Source organism: Mycobacterium sp. SVM_VP21 (assembly GCA_024758765.1).
In the GTDB taxonomy this organism is placed as follows: domain Bacteria; phylum Actinomycetota; class Actinomycetes; order Mycobacteriales; family Mycobacteriaceae; genus Mycobacterium; species Mycobacterium heraklionense_C.
In genome coordinates this window covers 723,357-745,330 of sequence record CP101406.1, presented here as the reverse complement: position 1 = coordinate 745,330, position 21,974 = coordinate 723,357, and the positions used below count along the sequence as shown (strand labels likewise).

The 21,974-nt window shown below is 70.8% G+C and carries 8 protein-coding genes and 2 pseudogenes; 7 read left to right on the top strand and 3 right to left on the bottom strand.

Features of this window, described 5'->3' with window-relative positions; all coding sequences use genetic code 11:
* Window positions 1–17: 17 nt before the first annotated feature.
* The 5 genes from NM962_03690 to NM962_03670 all read left to right on the top strand — a co-directional run bounded on the left by NM962_03690 (window position 18) and on the right by NM962_03670 (window position 13,603).
* On the top strand, window positions 18–3,449 hold the full coding sequence (locus tag NM962_03690) for a hypothetical protein (protein ID UVO13259.1): 3,432 nt from the start codon (window positions 18–20) through the stop codon (window positions 3,447–3,449).
* Window positions 3,450–3,820: 371 nt separating this feature from the next.
* A complete protein-coding gene (gene gjpA / locus NM962_03685; GenBank protein UVO13258.1) occupies window positions 3,821–5,002 on the top strand; it encodes an outer membrane porin GjpA in 1,182 nt (393 codons plus the stop codon).
* Between the two features lie 84 nt (window positions 5,003–5,086).
* Window positions 5,087–8,437: a hypothetical protein gene (locus NM962_03680; GenBank protein ID UVO13257.1), complete on the top strand. Its 3,351-nt coding sequence runs from the start codon at window positions 5,087–5,089 to the stop codon at window positions 8,435–8,437.
* A gap of 550 nt (window positions 8,438–8,987) precedes the next feature.
* Window positions 8,988–10,163 carry an outer membrane porin GjpA gene (gene gjpA, locus NM962_03675; protein UVO13256.1) on the top strand — a complete coding sequence of 392 codons (1,176 nt, stop codon included), beginning with the start codon at window positions 8,988–8,990 and terminating at the stop codon, window positions 10,161–10,163.
* Between the two features lie 65 nt (window positions 10,164–10,228).
* Entirely contained in the window at window positions 10,229–13,603 is a 3,375-nt protein-coding gene (locus NM962_03670; protein UVO13255.1) for a hypothetical protein, read from the top strand.
* Window positions 13,604–13,891: 288 nt separating this feature from the next.
* Here the strand turns inward: NM962_03670 and NM962_03665 are convergent.
* A pseudogene (locus NM962_03665) lies at window positions 13,892–14,328 on the bottom strand (LLM class flavin-dependent oxidoreductase).
* Window positions 14,329–14,683: 355 nt separating this feature from the next.
* On the opposite strand from NM962_03665, the gene gjpA (NM962_03660) reads away from it, so the two are divergent.
* Window positions 14,684–15,859, top strand: coding sequence for an outer membrane porin GjpA (gjpA, locus tag NM962_03660; protein ID UVO13254.1), 1,176 nt, complete (start codon window positions 14,684–14,686; stop codon window positions 15,857–15,859).
* Between the two features lie 1,017 nt (window positions 15,860–16,876).
* Here the strand turns inward: gjpA (NM962_03660) and NM962_03655 are convergent.
* Together NM962_03655 and NM962_03650 are read right to left on the bottom strand one after the other, a co-directional pair.
* A pseudogene (locus NM962_03655) lies at window positions 16,877–17,146 on the bottom strand (hypothetical protein).
* 1,995 nt (window positions 17,147–19,141) lie between these two features.
* Window positions 19,142–19,981 carry a hypothetical protein gene (locus NM962_03650; protein ID UVO13253.1) on the bottom strand — a complete coding sequence of 280 codons (840 nt, stop codon included), beginning with the start codon at window positions 19,979–19,981 and terminating at the stop codon, window positions 19,142–19,144.
* Between the two features lie 120 nt (window positions 19,982–20,101).
* Here NM962_03650 and glmS point away from each other — a divergent pair, with 120 nt between their 5' ends.
* Window positions 20,102–21,970 (top strand): glutamine--fructose-6-phosphate transaminase (isomerizing), encoded by a 1,869-nt coding sequence (gene glmS / locus NM962_03645; GenBank protein UVO13252.1) that lies wholly within the window; start codon window positions 20,102–20,104, stop codon window positions 21,968–21,970.
* Window positions 21,971–21,974 lie beyond the last annotated feature (4 nt).

The window sequence follows — 21,974 nt, the reverse complement described above, 5'->3', positions numbered from 1 at the left end:
ACACGAGAGGCATTCGCATGACTCAAGGCAAGACCACACCGCGGCACCGCAACCGGATGATTGGCACTGGCAGCGCCGTGGCGGCGTTTTTGGCGTTCGGTATGACGCCGTTGGCGCCGGCGCCGGCCGCTCAGGCTGATTTCGATGATCTGTTCAGTTTCGATTGGTTGGTCCCGACCGCTGATGTTGACGTCCCCGGCTCGGCGGACGCCTTCGACCTGTCCGGCCTGATGAGTGACTTCAACATGGCCACGCTGTTCGACCAGGCGTTCTACAGCCCGTTGCACATGGTGACTGAGTTCTGGATCAACAATCCGCTCGGTGAGATGGTCAATGGCGCCATCAACACCATTTCCGGGCAGTACCTGATCGGTGACGGTATCGCTGGCACCGCCGAGAACCCCGATGGTGGCAACGGTGGTCTGTGGTTCGGTGACGGTGGTGCCGGCTGGACCAGTGATGTCGCCGGGGTGGCCGGTGGCAATGGCGGTAACGCGCTGGGCTTCGGCAATGGTGGCGATGGCGGTGACGGCGGTGCGGGTGCGGTCGGCGGCAACGGTGGTATCGGTGGGGTCTGGATGGGCAACGGCGGCGACGGCGGAGCAGGCGGCGACGCCACCGGTCTGTCGGCGACCGGCAACGGTCTGACCGGCGGCGCCGGCGGCGACGGCGGCGCGGCCATGTCGTGGCTGTTCGGCAACGGCGGCGCCGGTGGCGTTGGCGGCCACGGCGCCAACGGTGCGGCCGGCACCTACGCCAACGGCGGCACCGGCAACGGCGGCATCGGCGGAACCGGTGGTGCCGGTGGCGCGGGTGGCGTCTCGGGCTACCTGTTCGGCAACGGCGGTAGCGGTGGCGTCGGCGGCAATGGCGGCACCAGCGGCGACGGCGCTGCGGGCACCGCCGACCACTACAACGGTGGCAACGGTGGCGCCGCCACGTTCAGCCAGGCCCAGGGTGGTGCGGGCGGTGCGGCCGGTGCCCGCGGCTCCAACTTCTACAACTCCCCGCTGGTCGGCGCGGCCGGCAAGGTGGGCGACGGCGGCGACGGTGGTGCCGGCGGCAACGGCGGTGTGGCCTTCAAGGACGCCGGTGGCAACTACCTCGGCGACGGCGGTCGGGGCGGCCTCGGCGGCTCTGGGGGCGGCGGCAACATCGGCGGCGCGGGCGCCAACGGCGGTAACGGCGCCGAAGGTATCAACGGTGGTCAGGCCGGCCAGGGTGGCAACGGCGGCGCCTCCCTCGGCGCCAATGTCGGTGGCGCCGGAGGTAACGGTGGCGCCGGTGGTGGCGCCACGGGAGCAGTCGGCGTGACCGGCACCGCCGGCAACGGCGGCGGCGGCGGCACCGGCGGTTCCAGTGTCGCAGGCGTCGGTGGCGTCGGCGGCAATGCCGGCGCGGCCGGCAACGGCGCCACCGACGACAACACCATTCAGACCATTGGCGGCCAGGGCGGTACAGGTGGCGCTGGTGGCGACGGCCTGACCGGCGCCAACGGCGGCAACGGCGCCGTCGGCGGCACCGGCACGTTCAAGGGCGGTACCGGCGGTATTGGCGGTGGCGGCGGCTCCACGATCACCGGCGGCACTGGCGGCATCGGCGGTAACGGTGCAGACGGCGGCACCAGCACCGGCTGGAAGGCCGCCGACGGCACCATCTACAGCCAAGGCGGCAACGGCGGTGCCGGCGGCAGCGGCGGTTCGGTCTCGGGCGTGCTGATCGGCGCCTCCGGCATCGGCGGCAACGGTGGTGTCGGCGGTGACGGCGGAGCCGGTGCCACGGGCGCCGGCGTGGTCAGCGTCGGCGGCAATGGCGGCAACGGCGGCGCGGGCGGAGCCGGTTTCGGCGAGCAGGTCGCGGGCACCGGCGGCGCCGGCGGCAACGGCGCTGACGGCACCGCCTCCGGCGGCAACGGCGGCGTCGGCGGCGCCGGCGGCGACGCCGAGCAGGCGGCCGCCGGAGTCGGCGGGGCCGGCGGCAACGGCGGCGACAGCGGCGGCGTGCAGACCACCATCGGCAACCCCGCCGGCTTCGGCGCCAGCCACGCCGGTAACGGCGGTACTGGCGGGGTGGGCGGCAGCGGCAACGGCACCAGCGGCGTCGGTGGGGCCGGCGGTAACGGCGGCAACGGTGCCGGCGACGTCAACGGCGGCAACGGCGGTGTTGGCGGCGTCGGCGGCGCGGGTGCGACCGGCGCCACCGGGTCGAGCACCAACAGTGCCTTCACCGGCACCGGCGGCACCACCCCCGGCGGCGTCGGAGGCAATGGCACCAACGCTGCCGCCGGAGGCAAGGGCGGCAACGGCGGCACCTCCGAGAACGGGACCGGCGGCAACGCCGGCATGGGTGGTGCGGGTGGCCGGGGCGGCAACGGCGGCGACGGCGGCGCCGGCGGCAATGACCCCACCACTGGCGCGGGCCTGGCCGGCGGCAACGGCGGTAACGGCGCGATCGGCGGGGCCGGCGGTGCTGCCGGTCAGGCCGGGCACGGCGGTGCCGGTAACGGTGCCACCGCCACTGACGGCAATGGCGGCCTCGGCGGATTCGGGGGTTCGGGTGGCGCCGGTGGAAACGGAGCCGCGGGCACCAGCTCGGCCACCACTGCCGGCGGCAACGGCCAGGTTGGCGGCGCCGGCGGTCAGGGCGGTAACGGTGCCGCCGGCGGAACGTCGGGCACCGGCAATGGCGGCGGTGGAGGCTTTGGCGGTCAGGGCGGCGCTGCCGGGAACGGTGGCGCCGGTGGTACCGGCGGTGTCGACGCCAACGGCAACGGCCTGGCCGGCGGCAACGGCGGTAGCGGCGGAGTCGGTGGGCACAGCGGCACGGGCGGGGCGGGGGGTGCCAGCACCAGCGGTACCGCTGGTAGCGCCGGCGGCGACCTTTTCGGTGGCGCGGGCGGCGCCGGCGGTGTCGGCGGGGCCGGCGGGAACGGTAGCCAAGGTGCCAGCGTGCCCACCAACCCGGGCGCCGCTGGCGGCAACGGCGGGACCGGCGGACTCGGCGGCAACGGCGGGGCCGGCGGCGGCTCTACCGGCAACACGGGCGGCGCCGGCGGCGCCTCCGGGGCTGGTGGCCAAGGCGGCAATGGCGGCGGCGGCGGGACCGGCAGCGCCGGGTCCGGTGCCAACGGCGATGGCTTGGCCGGTGGCAAGGGCGGTAACGGCGGGGCCGGCGGCGGCGCCGGCACCGGCGGCGCGGGCGGTGCCAGCACCAGCGGCTCCCAGGGGAGTGGCGGCGCCGGCGCTAACGGCGGCGGCGGCGGCAACGGCGGCAACGGCGGCAACGGCGGCAACGCGGCTGGCACCGGCACCCCTGGCGGCGGCGGCGCCGGGGGCGCCCTCGGGACCGGTGGTGCGCTCGGTGCGGGCGGCACCGGCACCCCCAACGGCACGCCCGGCACCGCGGGTGCCGACGGTACCGCCGGCACCCCGGGCAACCCGGGCAGTTAGTTACACCCAGATAGATCGCCTCACGGTCGCCGGGTCCCCGACAGGGGCCCGGCGACCGTGTCGTTTGCGGGGTTGTCCACCGATTTGCCTATACCACAGGTTCCTGGTCTGGTGTGGCGCACGTGCCCTGCCCCGAACAGGAACACTGTCCACTCTCAGGGGGAAAATATGCTGTAGCACGAGCTATCCGGAAGTTAACGCCTGTGAGCTTTGGAAATGTTCGAAAATTATTTGACTAGGATGCTTGTGTCTTAACTTTTTCACGGTTAGTGTTCTGTTTCACATCAGCAAATAAGTGTGAATCCAGGAGCAACACGGCGGCGCCAAGGCTTCTCGAGGCGTTTGCCGAGGGCGGCACCTCACAAAAGGAGATGGCTGTGCAGAAAACCCTTCGCCCCTACGCCACCACGGGTGTCGCGATCGTGGGCGCCACTCTTATCAGCGTCCCGCCGGCGGTCGCGTCACTGCCCGACATTCCCGCGGCCCGCGACGTGGCACTCACCAGCTTCCTGACCGACGCGATGGCGCCGTGGATCGATCAGTACAACATCGCGGCCCAGAACTCCACGGTGCTCGCCAACAACTTCAACGTCGCTCCGTTCGTGGCGTTCCAGCAGTTCATCGCCAACCAGTACGCGTTCTTCCAGGAGGTCCTCAACGACCCGTCGAAGATCCCGGACGTGGTCAACGAGATGCAGGAGCACCTGCGCGCGGTGAGCAATGGCTACACCTTGCTCAATGTTGCAGCGGATAACCCGATCGCCGCTACCACGATTCTGCACACCCTCAGCGGGGGCGCCGACCTCAGCACCTTCACCCTCGGCCACTCCCTGCTCTTCGGGCTCCTGCCTCAACTGTTGCCGGCCTTCTTGCCCGCCGGTACCGACGTCGAACCGATAAACGCGATCATCAACTTCATCTCCTCACCGATGAGCGGCATGATCATGGGCATGCTCGGGCCGGGGATAAGCCCCTGGGTCGCGCTGCTCAACAGCATCACCGACGGCGACGGCCTGAACGAGACCCTGGCCAATATGACCGGCGCCTTCTTCAACGGCGCCACCCTCGACCTCGGCTTCATCCTGCCGCTGCTTGACGGCGTGGTGCCGCCGGGCACCATCTCGCATCTGGATTTCGCGTTCGGCGGCCTGCTCACCCCCGGCTCGGTGGCCAACGCCGATTACACGTACTACGACTCTGCCGGAAACATCGTCGACTCAGTGCCCGCGGTCGGCGGTTCGATCTTCAACAGTGTCGGCCTCGCTATCGACGCGTCGGCCATTCTGGGATCACCGCTCACGCTCACCGTTCTAAGCCACGGTGTCGGCCCGATCGGCGCCATCATGGGTTGGGAGCAGGCGATGGCCGGCTTGATGGGCGGGGCTGCCTGGAACTGGGACGGCAAGACCCCTGGCCAACCGCCCGCAGAGCCGCCGCTGTCCGGATTCTCTTTCCCCGTCGTCCCCTCTGACTTCTTCGACGACGGCGGTACCGGCTCGAGCGTGGGGGATGCGTTCGATTGGACGGGCCTCATGGACGCCCTGGGTCTTTAATCCCGTACGGCCCGCACATCGCATGACCCGAACTGAGAAGTCACAACCGCTCAACAGGACTGTTCACAGGAGAGGTGTTCGAAAATGAATCGTCGTCACACCAGCAGCCAGCGTGGCACTCAACCCGGGACTGGCGCGCGGCGCCGTAGCCGGGCGGCCGGCGCCGGCAGCGCGGTCGCCGCATTCTTGGCGTTCGGCATGGCGCCGTGGGCATCCGCGCCCGCGGCGCAGGCCGATGTCGAAGATCTGTTCAACTTCGATTGGCTCTCCGACATGTTCCAGTCGGGTGCCCAGCCGGCGGACTTCAGCTTCAACTTCGAACCCATGCCCGCGGCGGACTTCGGCACGGATCTGATCAACGGTCTCATCTATAACCCGATCCATATGGTTATGGAGTTCTGGATCAACAACCCGTTGGGTGAGTTGGTCAACGGTGCCATCAACGACATCTCCGGGCTGTATCTGATCGGTGACGGTGCCGCAGGAACGGCGCTGCATCCCGATGGCGGCGACGGCGGCCTGTGGTTCGGTGACGGTGGTGCTGGCTGGACCAGCGACGCGGCCGGCGTTGCCGGCGGCGACGGCGGCAGTGCTCTTGGCTGGATCGGCAACGGCGGCGACGGTGGTGCCGGTGGTGCCGGCGCGGCCGGTGGTGACGGCGGTTCCGGTGGCTGGTTCATGGGCCTCGGCGGTGACGGTGGTGCCGGCGGCAACGCCATCACGCCCGGCTTCGCTGGTGGCGCCGGCGGTGACGGTGGTGCCGCGGTGGCCTGGTTCTTCGGCACGGGCGGCAACGGTGGTGCCGGTGGCGATGGCGGTAACGGCGCGGCCGGCACCTTCGCCAACGGCGGCAGCGGCAACGGCGCCGGGGGCGGCGCAGCTGGCAGCGGCGGTGACGGTGGCCGCAGCGGGTACACCTTCGGCGCGGGCGGCAACGGCGGCGCGGCCGGTACCGCCGGTAACGGCGGCGCGGCCGCGGCCGGTGACGCCACCCACCTCAACGGCGGTATCGGCGGTGAGAAGTTCAACGGCCCCCTTGGCGGGGCCGGCCAGCTCGGCGCCAGTTCGGCCGGCGGTGCCGGTGGCGCCGGCGGTGACGCGGCCAAGGACGGCAGCGGCGCCTTCCTCGGCAACGGCGGCAGGGGTGGGGCCGGCGGTCAAGGCGGTGGCCAGACCTACGGCGCCAAGGCCGGCGCCGGAGCGGACGGCGGTGCCGGCGGTGCTGGCGGTGCCGGCATCAACGGCGGCGCTGGCGGTGGCGGCGGTATGGGCGGCAGCGGCTTCGGGGCCGACACCGGGGGTAAGGGTGGTGCCGGTGGTGCCGGCGGTGCCGCCACCGGTTCGGCACTAGCTGCGGGCGTCGGCGGGGCTGGAGGTCAGGGCGGTACCGGCGGCGGGGGCCAAGGCACCGGGGCAGCCGGTGCCGGTGGTGCCGGTGGTGCCGGTGGTGCCGGCGCAACCAACGATGCCACTGTGAAGACAACCGGCGGAGCGGGCGGCGCTGGCGGTGGCGGTGGGTTCGGAAGTAAGGGCCCCGGCGGTAACGGCGGTGCCGGTGGTGCTGGCGGTACCGGCACCTTCGCCGGCGGTAACGGCGGCGCCGGTGGCACGGGTCAGTACCAGGCCGCCGACGGCGGCCAGGGTGGCGCTGGCGGTAGCGCGACGGGCTGGAACAACGGGACCGGCGTCTACAGCCGGGGCGGCAACGGCGGCTCGGGTGGCTATGGCAGCGGCGGGTCCGGCCTCCTGGGAACTAACGGTGGTAACGGTGGTGCCGGCGGTGCCGGCGGTGCCGGCGCGACCACTGGCGTCAGCGTGGGCGGCAATGGTGGTGCCGGTGGTGCCGGCGGTGCCGGCGGCTCCGGCCTCACCGGCGGCACGACGAATGGTGGTAACGGCGGCAATGGTGGTGCCGGCGGCAGCGGCACGGTCATCGGCGGCAACGGCGGTGCCGGTGGCGCTGCCGGTGACCCGGGCGGTACGGCCGGTAACGGTGGTAACGGCGGTGCGAGCAGCGGCAGCGCAGTGGTGGTGAATCCGCTTAACCCCCTGGGCTTGGCGCTCGGTGCCGGCCACGCCGGTAATGGCGGTGACGGTGGTGCCGGTGGCGGCCAGGGCGGTAACGGCGGCGCCGCCACCGGCACGGCCGACGGCGGTAACGGCGGTAACGGCGGTGCCGGCACGGCCGGCGCGGCCGGAGCCGCTGGCAGCGCCCTGGCCGGCGCAGCCGGTGGTAACGGCGGTGACGGCTCGGCCGGAAGCGCAGGCGGCAAGGGTGGTGCCGGCGGCACCGCGACCGCGGGCGACGGTGGCAAGGGTGGTAACGGCGGAGTCGGTGGCACCGGTGGTCACGGTGGGGCCGGCGGCAAGGGTGGCACTGACGCCAATGGCAACGGCCTGGCCGGCGGTAACGGCGGTAAGGGCGGTGCCGGCGGAGGCGGTGGGGCGGCCGGTGCCGGCGGCGCCAGTACCAGCGGGACCGCTGGTGCCGCGGGAACCGTCGGACTCGACGGCAGTGGCGGCCAAGGTGGTGCCGGTGGTAACGGCGGGGCTGGAGCCGATGGCACCAACGGGGCCAGTTCGGCGAGCGCGGCCGGCGGCAACGGCACCAACGGCGGCAATGGTGGCAGTGCCGGCAACGGCGGGGCAGGCGGTACCTCGGGCACTGGTGCCGCCGGCAGCGGCGGAGTCGGCGGCACCGGCGGCGCTGCCGGTAAAGGCGGCGACGGCGGCACCGGCGGCCAGGGCCTGGACGGCGGCAACGGCGGTAACGGCGGGGTCGGCGGTAAAGCTGGGGTCGGCGGTGCAGCCGGAACGAGCACCAGCGGACCGGCCGGAACCGTCGGGGCCGACGGCACCGGCGGGGCCGGCGGGGCCGGCGGTAACGGCGGGGTCGGCGGGGCCGGCGCAGCGGGCGCTAACCACTCGAACGCGGCCGGTGGCAACGGCAGTGCGGCCGGTGATGGAGGCAACGGCGGCAAGGGCGGTGCCGGTGGCACGTCGACTGGTGGTACCGGCGGTGCCGGCGGCGCCGGCGGCCTTGCCGGCGCGGGCGGTGCCGGCGGCAACGGTGGCACCGGCGGAACCAACGCCACCGGCGACGGCTTCGACGGCGGCAATGGCGGAGTCGGCGGCACTGGCGGTCAGGGCGGCGTCGGCGGGGCTGGCGGCAGCGGTGCCACTGCCGGTACCGACGGTGCCGACCGGGCCGGCGGGGCCGGCGGTCACGGCGGGGCCGGAGGTAAGGGCGGTACCGCCCAGGGCGCTGGCAACACCGGTGGCGACGGCGGCGATGGCGCGAACGGCGGCAACGGTGGCACGCCGGGTGGTCCCGGCGGGGCTGGTGGCGCGGCCGGCGCCGGCGGCACCGGTACCGGCGGTGCCGGCAACGGCGCCCCCGGTACCCCGGGCACTGACGGGGCGCCCGGCGCCTAGCCGACACCTGAACGCGACCACGGTCGCCGAGTCCATCACGGGCTCGGCGACCGTGGTCGTTTTGGTGTCGTTCTCGCCTTCGTTGCGGGCGGGCGTGGGAGTCCCAGCGCGACTTGAACGGCCTTAGAGCCAGATATGAGCTTGAGAGTCCACTTGATGGGCGGTTCAGCGCACCTGCCAGGACCACAAATCCACCGACGAAGCCACGTCGCGAAGCGGACGCAAGTTATCGATCATGCGGGTTTGCCCCGGTCCGGGGGTCCGTCGATGTTCTTATCACCCTTCCTAAGGGACCTCACAGCATAGAAGGTAAGTCCACTTACGTGAACGAATCTTCCGGAGGGTCGGAGTGTGGGTCCTTGGACGTTATCGCGACCGATAATTGCAGGTCAGAGTGGATTAGTGGCGAAAGATTTGGGGCGGGGTCACATTTCTTGCCGCGCTTGAGGCAGTCCATGCGCCCGGTTGCCTCTAAGTTAAATATTAGCTATGTTGCCTCTGGTCCTACCTGCGCCTCAGGGTGCGGCGACAAGTTGTGAGGAGAAAATTGATGCAGCAAGCCCTTCGCCCCTACGCCACCGCCGGTGTCGCGATCGTGGGCGCAAGCCTGATCGCTGTCACCCCCGGTGTGACGCCGGCGAACCACATGGCCATTGCCCGTGAATTTGCGTTGACCGCCGACTTCAGCTTCTCCGACCTCACCGACCCGTATGTCGCGGCCTACAACGCCGCCCAGGACAACATCGCGCAGATGATGGCGTCTTACGACGCGGCGCCCCACATCGGCTTCACCCAGGCCGTGCGACACCTGTCGGACTACATCAACAACATGGTCCAGGACCCGCTGACCATCCCGGCGATGGTCAGCGCGATCCAGACTGACCTCAAGAACGCGTGGTCGGCCATCACGTTGATGAACGCCGACCAGGCGACCATCAACGACGTCATCCGCCACACCATGGACAGCAGCTACACCGTGGGCAACCTCAGCGGTGGCCACGAAATCATCTTCAACCAGGTCCCGGGCTTCCTGCCGGAGGATCAGGCCGCGACGCTGACCCCGATCATCAATTTCCTGGGCTCGCCGATGAGCGCGATCATGCTCGCCTCGGTGAGCCCCTGGATCGCGCCCTTGATCGCCATGGGCAACAGCTGGGGCGATATCAGCGACGCACTGCGCGACGGTGACTTCTCTGGGGCGATGCAGGGCCTGATCAACATCCCGGCGAACATGTTCGACGCCTCGCTCAACGGCGCCACCCTCAACCTGGACGGCCTGCTGCCGGCGATCAACGGCGCCGGTGTCCTCCCGCCGCCCTTGGAGTTGACCCACCTGGACTTCGCCTTCGGTGGATGGTTCAGCACCGGCGGTCACGTCACGGCCGGCCCCATGCACATTCTGGACGCCGACGGAAACGAGATCGCCACGGCGCCGGCATCCGGCGGCTCCATCTTCAACAGCATCGGCTTCGACCTCAACACCGGCGTCGCGCTGTCGCCCACGATCCACGCGCCCAGCGACGCGATCGGCCCGCTCGGCGCCTGGCTGGGCTTGTCGCAGGTCATCGGGTCGCAGCTCGGCTGGGGCTCGTGGAGCGGCAAGGACCCCATCTTCAGCATCCCGGCGCCCGAAGGCTTCATCGTCGACGACGGCGGTGCGGGTAGCTCGATGGCGGACAGCTTCAGCTTCGGCGACCTGCTCTCCGACCTCGGTCTGGTCGGCTGATCCTTCGCTCGTACCCCACCAACTTCCATTACTAGCCGAACTTTTCATCAGGAGAGGTATTCGCAATGACTCGTCGTCACACCGGTAGCCAGCCGGAGTCAGAAGTTCAGGCCGGAGCGCAACGCGGCAGCCGGGCGGTCGGCACAGGCAGCGCGGTGGCAGCGTTCTTGGCCTTCGGGATGGCGCCGCTGGCCGGCGCGCCGGCGGCCCAGGCCGACGGCTTCGAGGACATGTTCGACTTCAGTTGGCTCACTCCGGCCGACGTCACCACCGATGTCGACCCCGGACTGGCGGCTTTCGATCCCGCCGCCTTCGACATGATCAGCATTCTCGACCAATGGTTCTACACCCCGCTGCACATGGGTATGACCGCCTGGATCGACAGCGACTTCGGCTCGATGGTCGACCACGCCATCAACGAAATATCCGGGCAATTCCTGATCGGTAATGGTGCCGACGGCACGGAGCTGAACCCGGACGGTGGCACCGGCGGCTTGTGGTTCGGCGACGGCGGTGCCGGCTGGAGCAGCGATGTCGACGGCGTGGCCGGCGGCAATGGCGGAGACGCGCTCGGGTTCTTCGGCAACGGTGGTGGCGGCGGGGCCGGCGGACTCGGTGCCGCCGGCGGTGACGGTGGCGCAAGCGCCTGGGGCCTGGGGTACGGCGGCGACGGCGGGGCCGGCGGTATCGGTGGCAACGGTGGCGACGGCGGCGCCTCGGTGGCCTGGGCCTTCGGCAACGGCGGGGCCGGCGGCGCCGGCGGTGACGGCGTGGCCGGCAGCTTCGCCAACGGCGGCAACGGGAACGGCACCGCCGGCGGTAACGGTGGTGCCGGTGGACGCGGCGCCTTCAACCTCGGCAACGGCGGCGACGGCGGCAAGGCCGGCGCCGGCGGTGACGGCGCTGCTGGCACTGCCGACCACGTCAACGGTGGCAACGGCGGGGCCGGCGGCGCCGGTGGCGCGGCCGGTAGCAACTTCTGGGAGCACGGCCACGCGGGCGTTGGGGCCAATGGTGGCGCGGCCGGTAACGGTGGCGACGGCTTCAAGGACGCGGGCGGCAACTTCCTGGGTAACGGCGGTAACGGTGGTGCCGGTGGTGCCGGCGGAAGCAGCGGTGACCCCCTGAGCAGCACCAGCGGCGGTGTCGCGGGCAACGGTGCTGCGGGCGGTTTCGGCGGTGACGGTGTCAAGGGCGGCAACGGTGGCGTCGGTGGCGCCGGCGCGAACGCCGGTGACGGCACCGGTGGTACCGGTGGCGCCGGTGGCGCCGGTGGTGACGGCGTTACCAACGGTGGTAACGGCGGTGTCGGTGGTGCCGCTGGTGCCTCGACTGGATTCAACGCGGGCGCTGCCGGTGGTGACGGCGGCCGCGGTGGTGACGCCAGCGGCGCCGCCAATGTCCAAGGTGTGGCGGGCAACGGCGGCAATGGCGGTGCCGGTGGTGCCGGTGCCAGCGCGCCCGCGGGGGCAGGCGGCAATGGTGGCGCGGGCGGTAACGGCGCCACCGACGACGACACCGTCCAAACCTTCGGCGGCAACGGCGGTAACGGTGGCACCGGTGGCACGCCCGGTTCCGGCGTCGGCGGCACCGGTGGTAACGGTGGCGCCGGCGGTAATGGCACCGTCGGTGCCGGCGGCGGACTGCTCTCCGGCAACCACGCTCAAGGTGGTAACGGTGGTGCCGGTGGTGGTACCGGCCTAGCCGGCGCGGGAACCGCCGGCAACGGTGGTGACGGTGGTGCCGGTGGTACCGGCACCGGCTGGCGTGACGTCAACGGCGACCACTTCACCGCAGGCACCGTCTACAGCGTCGGCGGTAACGGCGGTAACGGCGGATCGGGTCCGTCCTCCACGGCCGGTACCGGCGCCACCGGCGGTGACGGCGGCGCCGGCGGCAACGGTGCGGCCACCGGGGTGAGCATCGGCGGCAACGGCGGCAACGGTGGTAGCAGTGCGGTCGGTGCCGGTGGCGCGGGTGGTAACGGTGGCAACGGCACCGCCAGCGGCGGCAACGGCGGCAACGGCGCCACCGGCGGCGCCGATGCGGCCGGCGGCGCGGGCGGTAAGGGCGGCAACAGCGCCGGAACTGCGATACCGACCAACAACATCGGTGTTGCACCCAGCCATGCCGGTAACGGCGGTAACGGCGGCACGGGCGGCGCCAATGGGGTCGGTGGTGCCGGTGGTGCCGGCGGTAACGGCGCCCTCGCGGTCAACGGCGGCAACGGCGGTAACGGTGGCACCGGCGGTGCGGGCGCCGCCGGCGGCACCGGTGGCAACGGCGGCACCGCGGACGCCGGCAAGGGCGGTAACGGTGGTAGCGGTGGCGCTGGTGGCGGTGGCGCAACCGGCACCACCGGTACAACCGGCGCGAGTGCCACAGACACCGCGGCCGGCACGGTGGGCGGCAACGGTGGTAACGGCACCGCCGGTGGAGCCGGTGGCACCGGCGGCAACGGTGGTACCTCGAACACCGGCAACGGTGGCAACGGCGGGGCTGCGGGCAAGGGCGGCAACGGTGGCACCGGTGGTGCCGGCGGAACCGGCGGCGTGGACAACGCCGGCAACGGCTTGGCTGGTGGGACCGGCGGTGACGGTGGTGCCGGTGGCGCCGCGGGTGCCGCGGGCAGCGGCGGGGCCAGCACCAGCGGAACTGCCGGCAACACCGGCGCCGGCGCGCTGGACGGCAATGGCGGCGCGGGTGGCCGAGGCGGTACCGGTGGGGCCGGGGTTGCGGGCACTGCCGGCGATGCCGGCACGACCGCAGCCGGCGGTAACGGCACCACTGGAGGCAACGGCGGCGCCGCCGGTACCGGCGGCAACGGCGGTACGTCGGGCACCGGCAACGGTGGCGCTGGAGGCGCGGGCGGCACCGGTGGTAGCGGTGGCAAGGGCGGTGTCGGCGGTGTCGGCGGCACGAACAACGGTGCCGGGTTCGATGGTGGTACCGGCGGTTCTGGTGGCAACGGCGGCGTTGCCGGGTCCGGCGGGCTGGGCGGCACGAGCACCTCGGGCACCAATGGTTCGACGGGCGCCAGCGGAGTTGGTGGAGCCGGTGGCGTCGGTGGCGCCGGTGGGGCCGGTGGCGCTGCCAGCGGTGCGGGAAACACCGCGGGTAACGGTGGCGCGGCCGGAACCGGTGGCAACGGCGGTACCGGTGGAGTCGGCACTGGCGGTGTCGCAGGCGGCAAGGGCGGCGCTGGTGCGGCCGGCGGGGCCGGTGGAGCCGGCGGTGCCGGAACCGACGGTGCCGGTGGCGGTAACGGCGCCAACGGTGGCCACGGCGGCGACGGTGGCACCGGTGGTGCGAGCACCGGAACGCCTGGCGCCGGCGGGGCGCTCGGCAAGGGTGGCGCGGGTGGCGCGGCCGGCGCCGGCACGCCGCCCGGGACCGCTGGTACGGTCGGCGAGTCGGGCACCGCGGGTGCGGGCGGCTAGACGCCACATAACAACGGCAGCGGCCGTCGGGTCTGAAAGGACCCGGCGGCCGCTGCCGTATGTAGAACTACTTGAACAGTGCGGCGATCTTCTCGTGCGGGCTCACCGGCTCCGGCAGCGCGTCGACGGGCAGGGCCGCCTCCGGCCCACCAACTGTGCCAACAGATATCCGGCCAGCAGGGTCCGCACCCGGCGCTGAGTGCGCCGATCCGATGTGGCCAGGCCAAAGAACCCGGTCAGCCGGCGGCCCGGCGGCGGACCCGCTCCGGACTGCTGAACATCACGCCCGAGCGCGAGCTGCGGTTTGGCCCAAGACAACCGGTCCTCCACGTCGTCGCCGATGACTAGCGACGCCTCGACCATCACGTTCAGCGGACCAAGTTCCGGACCTGATCCCGTTGGCGGCGCCGGCTTTCAGGGCATCCCCCTAGGTCATCGGCTCGTTCCGGGGAGCAGAACACCGGCTGCCAGCCTCGGCGATCTCAACGGTCAGTTCAACGTTCTTAGGTCCTTCACGGGTACGCCCCAGCGGGGCGTCGAAGGGCACACCGTGGAAGCCCTCCACCACCTGCGGGCCGGAGGTGTCGATGCCCAGGGTGAAACGGCCGTCGGAGACGTAGTCCAGACCCGCGGCTGTCATCGCCAGCCGGGCCGGCGTGCGGGTGTAGATCGGCAAGACCCCGGTGAGCAGCTGCACCCGCGAGGTCTCCCTCCAGCTCGACCACCTACTCGGCTGTTTCTTTGGATCCACCGGAGTGGCGCAGCTGAACACCGATCGGCGTCTCTGACACATAGCAGAGCGTGTTCGGGAGACGAAGACCTCTTCAGGCGGCATGTCGTGTCCAAAACAGGACTCCTGTTTACTCTCAGGGGAAAATCAGTGTGGGATGGCGAATTTCAATAAGTTAATGCTACGAGCTCTGAAAACAGCGAAAAAACAGCTGACAAATATACTTGTGTCTTAGCTTACTCACGGGTAGTGTGCTGTTTCACATTAGTGAATAAGTGTGAATCCAGGAGCAACACGGGCAGCGTCTGCCCCTTGGGACGCTGGCCGAGGGCGGCACCTCACAAAAGGAGATGGCTGTGCAGCAAACCCTTCGCCCCTACGTCACCGCCGGTATCGCGATCGTCGGTTCAGGCCTGATCGCCGCCACCCCGGTAACGGCTCCGGTGGCGGGCGTACCCGTTATCCGGGATGTCGCGCTCACCGCGAGTGGCGGCCTGCCCGACCTGCTCGCGCCGTGGACCGACGTGTTCAACCAGGCCTCCCAGAACGCCACGATCCTCACCCAGAACTTCCTCCTGGCCCCCGGGGTGGCGTTCCAGCAGATGCTGGCCAACCAGACCCAGTACTGGCAAGAGGTCCTCAACGACCCGTCGAAGATCCCGGCCGTGATGCAGCAGATCCAGCAGAACCTGGACGCCGTGCTGACGGGCTACACCTTGCAGAACGCCTCCGGGAGTCTCGGGTTGGGCAGCGTGGAAGGCACCGTCGGTGCGGTCGCGGTGCACACCCTCAGCGGGTCGGATCTGAGCACCTTGGCCCTCGGTCACGACGCGCTCTTCGCGCTGCTGCCACAGTTCCTTCCGGCCGACCTGTCCTCGACGGCAACACCGATCGTCGACTTCCTGGCTTCACCGTTGAGTGCCATCATCATCGGGTCGCTGGGGCCGGGGCTGAGCCCATGGGTCGCGATGCTGAACAGCATCCAGGACGGCGACGGCTTCAACCAGATCATGGCCAACATGGTCGGCGGCTACCTCAACGGCGCCACCCTCAACCTGGACAGCTTGATCCCGTTGATCTCCAGCACCGGCCTGTTGCCGGCAGGCACCGATATCACCCACCTGGAATTCGCGTTGGGTGGCCTGCTGACTCCCGGCTCGGTAGCTGTGGGCCCCTACCAGGTGACCGACCAGGCCGGCAATGTCGTCGACGTCCCCGCGGTCGGTGGGTCGATGTTCAACAGCCTCGGCATCACGCTGCAGACCGGCATTCTGCCGGGGGTGCCCATCGCCGTCGAGGGGCAGGGCGTCGGCCCGATCGCGGCGATGGAGGCCTGGGGCCAGATCGTCGGTTCGCTGCTGGGCTCGGGCTGGACCGGCAAGGGTCCCGTCGAGGTCAGCCCGCCATGGCCGGGGATCGACTTCCCGACGGTGCCCGTCGACTTCTTCGACGACGGTGGCGCGGGTACAGGCGCGGCCACCGACATCTTCGCTGATCTGGCAGGTCTCTTCGGTATCGACAGCTGAGCCCGCCGCACCACGGTCCCTCTGACAACTTTCAGCACTGCATTCCAGAACCGCTTCACAGGAGAGGTGTTCGCAAATGAGCCTTCGTCACAGCATTAGTCAGCCCGATAACACCGGAGCGCGATACCGCAAGCGGGTGATTGGTGCCACCAGCGCGGTGGGAGCGTTCCTGGCTTTCGGGATGACCCCGTTGGCCGCGGTGCCGCCGGCGCATGCCGATGGCGATTTCGATCTCGGCGACCTCTTCGGCGACCTGTTCAGTTCGTCGTCCACGACCGACACCGGCGATGCCGCAGCCAGCTGGGACCTGGGCGCGCTGTTCGGTGCAGCAGACCCGGGCGGCGCAGCGGGCGACGCGTTCTCATGGACGGGGATCATGGACCAGTGGTTCTACGACCCGCTGCACACGGTCATACAGGCGTGGATCACCAGCCCGTTCGGCGAATCGATCGACGGGATGATCAACGACTGGTCCGGCCTGTACCTGATCGGCAACGGCGTTGCCGGTACCGAGGCCGACCCCAACGGCGGTAACGGCGGCCTGTGGTTCGGTGACGGCGGCGCCGGCTGGACTAGCGACGTGGCCGGTACGGTCGGCGGCACCGGCGGCTCCGCGCTCGGCATGCTGGGCAACGGCGGTGACGGCGGCGCCGGTGGTGCCGGTGCGGCCGGCGGCGATGGTGGCGCCGGCGGTTGGCTGATGGGCAACGGCGGTGACGGCGGTGCCGGTGGTGCTGCAGTGGTTGCGGGTGGTTCCGGTGGTGTCGGCGGTAACGGCGGAGCGGCCGCGGCCTGGTTCTTCGGCAACGGCGGTGCCGGTGGTGTCGGCGGCGCCGGAATGGACGGCGCCGCGGGCAGCCTGGCCAATGGCGGGAGCGGCGCCGGAATGGCTGGTGGCTCCGGTGGCAACGGCGGCGTCGGCGGCCGCAGCGGTTTCATGTTCGGCGACGGTGGCAAGGGCGGTGCCGGCGGTGCGGCGGGCAACGGCGGCAACGGCGTTACCGGAACCGCAAACGATGGCGTGAACGGTGGTGCCGGTGGCAACGGCGGTAGTGGTGGCGCCGGCGGTGCCCGCGGTTCCGACTACTACGCCAGCTCGTTCTACGGCAGCGCCGGCCAGGCCGGTGACGGCGCGAACGGCGGCAATGGTGGCGCCGGAAGTAAGGCTGCCACCGACGTCAACGGTGACTACCTCGGCATGGGGGGTAACGGCGGTCAGGGTGGCTACGGTGGCAACGGCGAGCAAGGCGGCAACGGCGGTACCGGTGGCGCGGGTGGCGACGGCACCGGTGTCAGCGTTACCAACCCCGGCGAACCCTGGAACACCGGCGGCATGGGCGGTACCGGCGGCCAGGGCGGTAATTCCCTCGGGGCCAACACCGGCGGCGCCGGCGGCGATGGCGGTACCGGCGGCCTCGGCACCGTGGGCTTCGGCGGCCAAGGCGGCAACGGCGGTCAGGGTGGCAACAGCGACAGCGGAACCGGCGGCGTCGGCGGAAACGGCGGTGTCGCCGGTAACGGCGCCACCAATGACGCCACTGTCTCGACCACCGGCGGCCAGGGCGGCTACGGCGGCCAGGGCGGCAACAGCAACAGCGGCACCAGCGGCGCCGGTGGAAATGGTGCGGCTGGCGGCGACGGGACGCTGGCCGGCGGCACCGGCGGCGGCGGCGGCGGGGGCGGCTACAGCACCACCGGAAACGGCGGGGTCGGTGGCAACGGTGGCGCCGCAGGTAAGGGTCTGGGCTGGAACGACGGCACCACCACCTGGAGCATGGGCGGCAGCGGTGGTTCCGGTGGTACCGGCGGCATGAGCGGCGGTACCGGGACCGGCGGTAACGGCGGTGCCGGTGCGGTCGGGGCCGACGGCGCGACCGGCACAGGCGTGGTCAGCATCGGCGGCGACGGCGGCACCGGTGGCCAGGGTGGCTCCAGCAGTGGTGGGACCACCGGTGTGGGTGGCACCGGGGGTAACGGCGGTAACGGCACCGCGTCTGGCGGCGACGGCGGCAGCGGCGGCATGGGTGGTTCGGGCTACTCGGGCCTGTCGAGCAAGTCTGACGGCGGCGCCGGCGGCGCCGGCGGCACCGGCGGTAACAGCGGCGGTATCACCACTCCGGCCGGGGCGCCCACCGGATTCGGGACCAGCCACGCCGGCAGTGGCGGCACCGGTGGTGCCGGCGGCTCGGCCGCGGGCAGCGCCAATGGTGGCGCCGCCGGCAATGGTGGAACGGGTGGTTCCGGATCAGGTTCGGTCGACGGCGGCACCGGCGGTGCTGGCGGCGTCGGCGGCGACGGCGTCACCGCGGGTGCCGGTGGCAACGGTGGTGCCGGCGGTACCGCGGCGGCCGGTAACGGTGGTACGGGCGGCGCAGGCGGTAACGGCGGCGACAGCGACCAAGGCGCGACTGGCCTCAGCGGCATACCACTGGTCGCGGGCGGATCCAACTCCGCCGGCGGCAACGGCGGTAACGGCAACGCCGGCGGCACCGGCGGTAACGGCGGAGTCGGCGGAGCCTCTACTTCCGGCACAGGCGGCGACGGCGGTGCCGGTGGCACCGGCGGTGGCGGCGGTGCCGGTGGCGACGGTGGCGTCGGCGGTACCAACCCCACCACAGGCAACGGCTACAACGGTGGCAACGGTGGCAACGGCGGCAACGGTGGGACCGGCGGCAACGGCGGCGGTCACGGCACGGGCGGTGCCGGCAACGGCAACGGCGGTGCTGCTGGCACCGGTGGCACCGCCGGTGGAGCTGGTGCGGGCGGCGCGGGCGGTGCCGCTACCGGTACCGGGACTCCCGGCACCAATGGCAGCCCCGGTAGCGCCGGCAGTGCGGGCGCGGGCGGTACGCCAGGCACGTAGCCCACAGTTGAGAGCGACCGCGGTTGCTCAGCCCCGGCATTGCGGGCGGGGAGGGCACCTAAACACCTTCCCCGGACGGCACCACGGTGGACCCGGTGGGCGGTTCGATCTTCAACAACCTGGGCCTGACGCTGACAGGTGTGCCGATCCTCAATGAGCTGAACCTCGAGAGCGTTCCGATCGGCCCGATCGCCGCGATGGAGCAGTGGTCACAGGTCATAGGCGTGCTGCTCGGCGACAACTGGGATGGCAAGGGTGCAGACCAGGTCCCGCCCATCTTCGGGCTCGACCCGATCATGATGGACGACGCCGGCTCCAGCGTCGCCTCGCTCTTCGGCGACGTGCTGTCCGACATCTGGGCATGCAGCGATGGCGGCCGTCGGGTTGTAACCCGATCGCCGCTATCGCTTTCCAGGGCTCTACTTGAACAGTGCGGCGATCTTCTCTTCCGGGCTCACCGGCTCCGGCAGGGCGTCGAGTGCCTCGGTCTTAGGCAAGGCCGCCTGCGGGTTGGCGAAGTCTCGGAACGTCTTGTCGCCCACCAGTTGTGCCAGCAGATATCCCGCCAGCAGGGCCCGCACCCGCCGCTGCGTGCGCCGATCCGAGGTCGGCAAACCGAAGAACCCGGTCAGCCGGCGTCCCTGCGGCAGGCCCGCCGGCGACACTTTGTCGATCACTCGCAGGGTGGAAAGCTGCCAGGCGTGTGCCAGCTCGATCGCGTTGGACCGCAGTGCTTTCGGGTCATCGGGACTGCTGAACACCACGCCCGGCACGTCCAGCGTCAACGCCGCCTGCTCGGCGGGCGGTTCGGTGACAGTCGGGAAAATCGCCGCCACCGCTTTGGGTTCCACCGACAGTGAGGCCGCGGCGAATACCGCGGCCGAACCGCCGAACCCGTGTCCGGCCACCGCGAGCCGATTGCGGTCGACGCTGATTCGACCCGGCCCCAACCGGACCTCGGTAGCGATCTCCAGGGCTCGGCCCAGGTCAGCGGCCAGATCCAGCACCGAGGGCGCCAGCCCCCGTCCGGTGTCGGGGGCCGCCGCCACGATGCCCCACGAGGCCAGGTGTTCGAGCAGTCCGGCGTAGCGATCGGCCCCGGTCAGCCAGTCGTGGCCGAAGGCCACCGCGGGAAGCCGGTACCCGGACTGCGGCGTGTACACCACCCCGGCCAGGCCGGCATAGGCCAGATCTCCGCGCAGGACGCGATGCGGTCCAGGGCGGGTCAACGCGGCGTAAAGACGCTTGATGCTGGCCATCTGAAGACGGTAACGCACGGGGTATTCGGTCATGAGCGCCTTGTGCGGCGCACCACGGGGCACCCCGCTGACCTGCACGGTTTATGGCGGCCCCCGGCCGGTGCACTACCCTGAACAGCTATGTGTGGAATCGTCGGCTACGTCGGGCAACGCCCTGCTCGCGACGTCGTCGTCGAGGCCCTGCGTCGCATGGAATACCGCGGCTATGACTCCGCGGGAATCGCCATCGTCGACGGAATCGGGCAGCTGACCGTCCGGCGCCGTGCCGGCCGGCTGGCCAACCTGGAAGCCGAACTGGCCGCCACTGATCCGGCCCTGCTGGCCGGGGGTACCGGGCTGGGTCACACCCGGTGGGCCACCCACGGCCGTCCCACCGACCACAACGCCCACCCGCACTGCGACGCGTCCGGCAAGTTCGCTGTGGTGCACAACGGCATCATCGAGAACTTCGCCGTGCTGCGCGACGAGCTGGAACTCGCCGGGGTGGAGTTCACCAGCGAGACCGACAGTGAGGTGACCGTCCACCTGCTGGCGCGCGAGTACCGCGACGGCGACTCCGCGGGAGACTTCGTGGGCTCGGTGCTGGCAGTGCTCCGCCGGTTGGAGGGCCACTTCACCGTGGTGTTCGCCCACGCCGACGAACCGGGCACCATCGTGGCGGCGCGTCGGTCCACCCCGCTGGTGGTCGGTATCGGTGAGGGCGAGATGTTCCTGGGCTCGGACGTCGCTGCGTTCATCCCCTACACCCGTGAAGCCGTTGAGTTGGGCCAGGACCAGGCGGTGGTCATCACCGCCGACGGCTACCGCATCTCTGACTTTCACGGCAACGACGACACTGCCGCCGCTCGTCAATTTCACATCGACTGGGACCTGTCTGCCGCCGAAAAGGGCGGCTACGAGTACTTCATGCTCAAAGAGATCGCCGAGCAGCCCACCGCGGTGGCCGAGACTCTGCTGGGGCACTTCGAGGACGGTCGCATCGTCCTCGACGAGCAGCGCCTGAGTGACCAGGAGCTGCGCGAGATCGACAAAGTGTTCGTGGTGGCCTGCGGCACCGCGTACCACTCGGGTCTGTTGGCCAAGTACGCGATCGAGCACTGGACGCGGCTGCCGGTGGAAGTCGAACTGGCCAGTGAGTTCCGCTACCGCGACCCGGTGCTGGACCGCAGCACCCTGGTGGTGGCGATCAGCCAGTCCGGCGAAACCGCCGACACCCTGGAGGCTGTCCGGCACGCCAAGGAGCAGAAGGCCAAGGTGCTCGCGGTCTGCAACACCAACGGTTCGCAGATTCCGCGGGAATGCGACGCGGTGCTCTACACCCGGGCTGGGCCGGAGATCGGTGTCGCGTCCACGAAGACGTTCCTGGCGCAGATCACCGCGAACTACCTGGTGGGTCTGGCCCTGGCCCAGGCTCGGGGCACCAAGTATCCCGACGAGGTGGAGCACGAGTACCGGCAACTCGAGGCGATGCCCGAACTGGTGTCGCATGTGCTGGCAGGCATCGACTCGGTCGCGGAGTTGGCGCGGCAGTTCGCCTCATCGAGTGCGGTGCTCTTCCTCGGGCGCCACGTCGGCTACCCGGTGGCGCTGGAGGGCGCGCTCAAGCTCAAGGAACTGGCCTACATGCACGCCGAAGGCTTTGCCGCCGGTGAACTCAAGCACGGCCCGATCGCATTGATCGAGGACGACCTTCCGGTGATCGTCGTGATGCCGTCGCCCAAGAACGCGGCGATGTTGCACTCCAAGCTGCTCTCAAACATTCGCGAGATTCAGGCCCGCGGCGCGGTCACCATCGTGATCGCCGAGGAGGGCGATGAGACGGTGCGCCCCTACGCCGACCATCTGATCGAAATCCCTGCGGTGTCAACGCTGTACCAGCCGCTGTTGTCGACCATCCCGCTGCAGGTGTTCGCTGCCGGGGTGGCGCAGGCTCGCGGCTATGACGTGGACAAGCCGCGCAACCTGGCCAAGTCAGTCACCGTCGAGTAGCGGG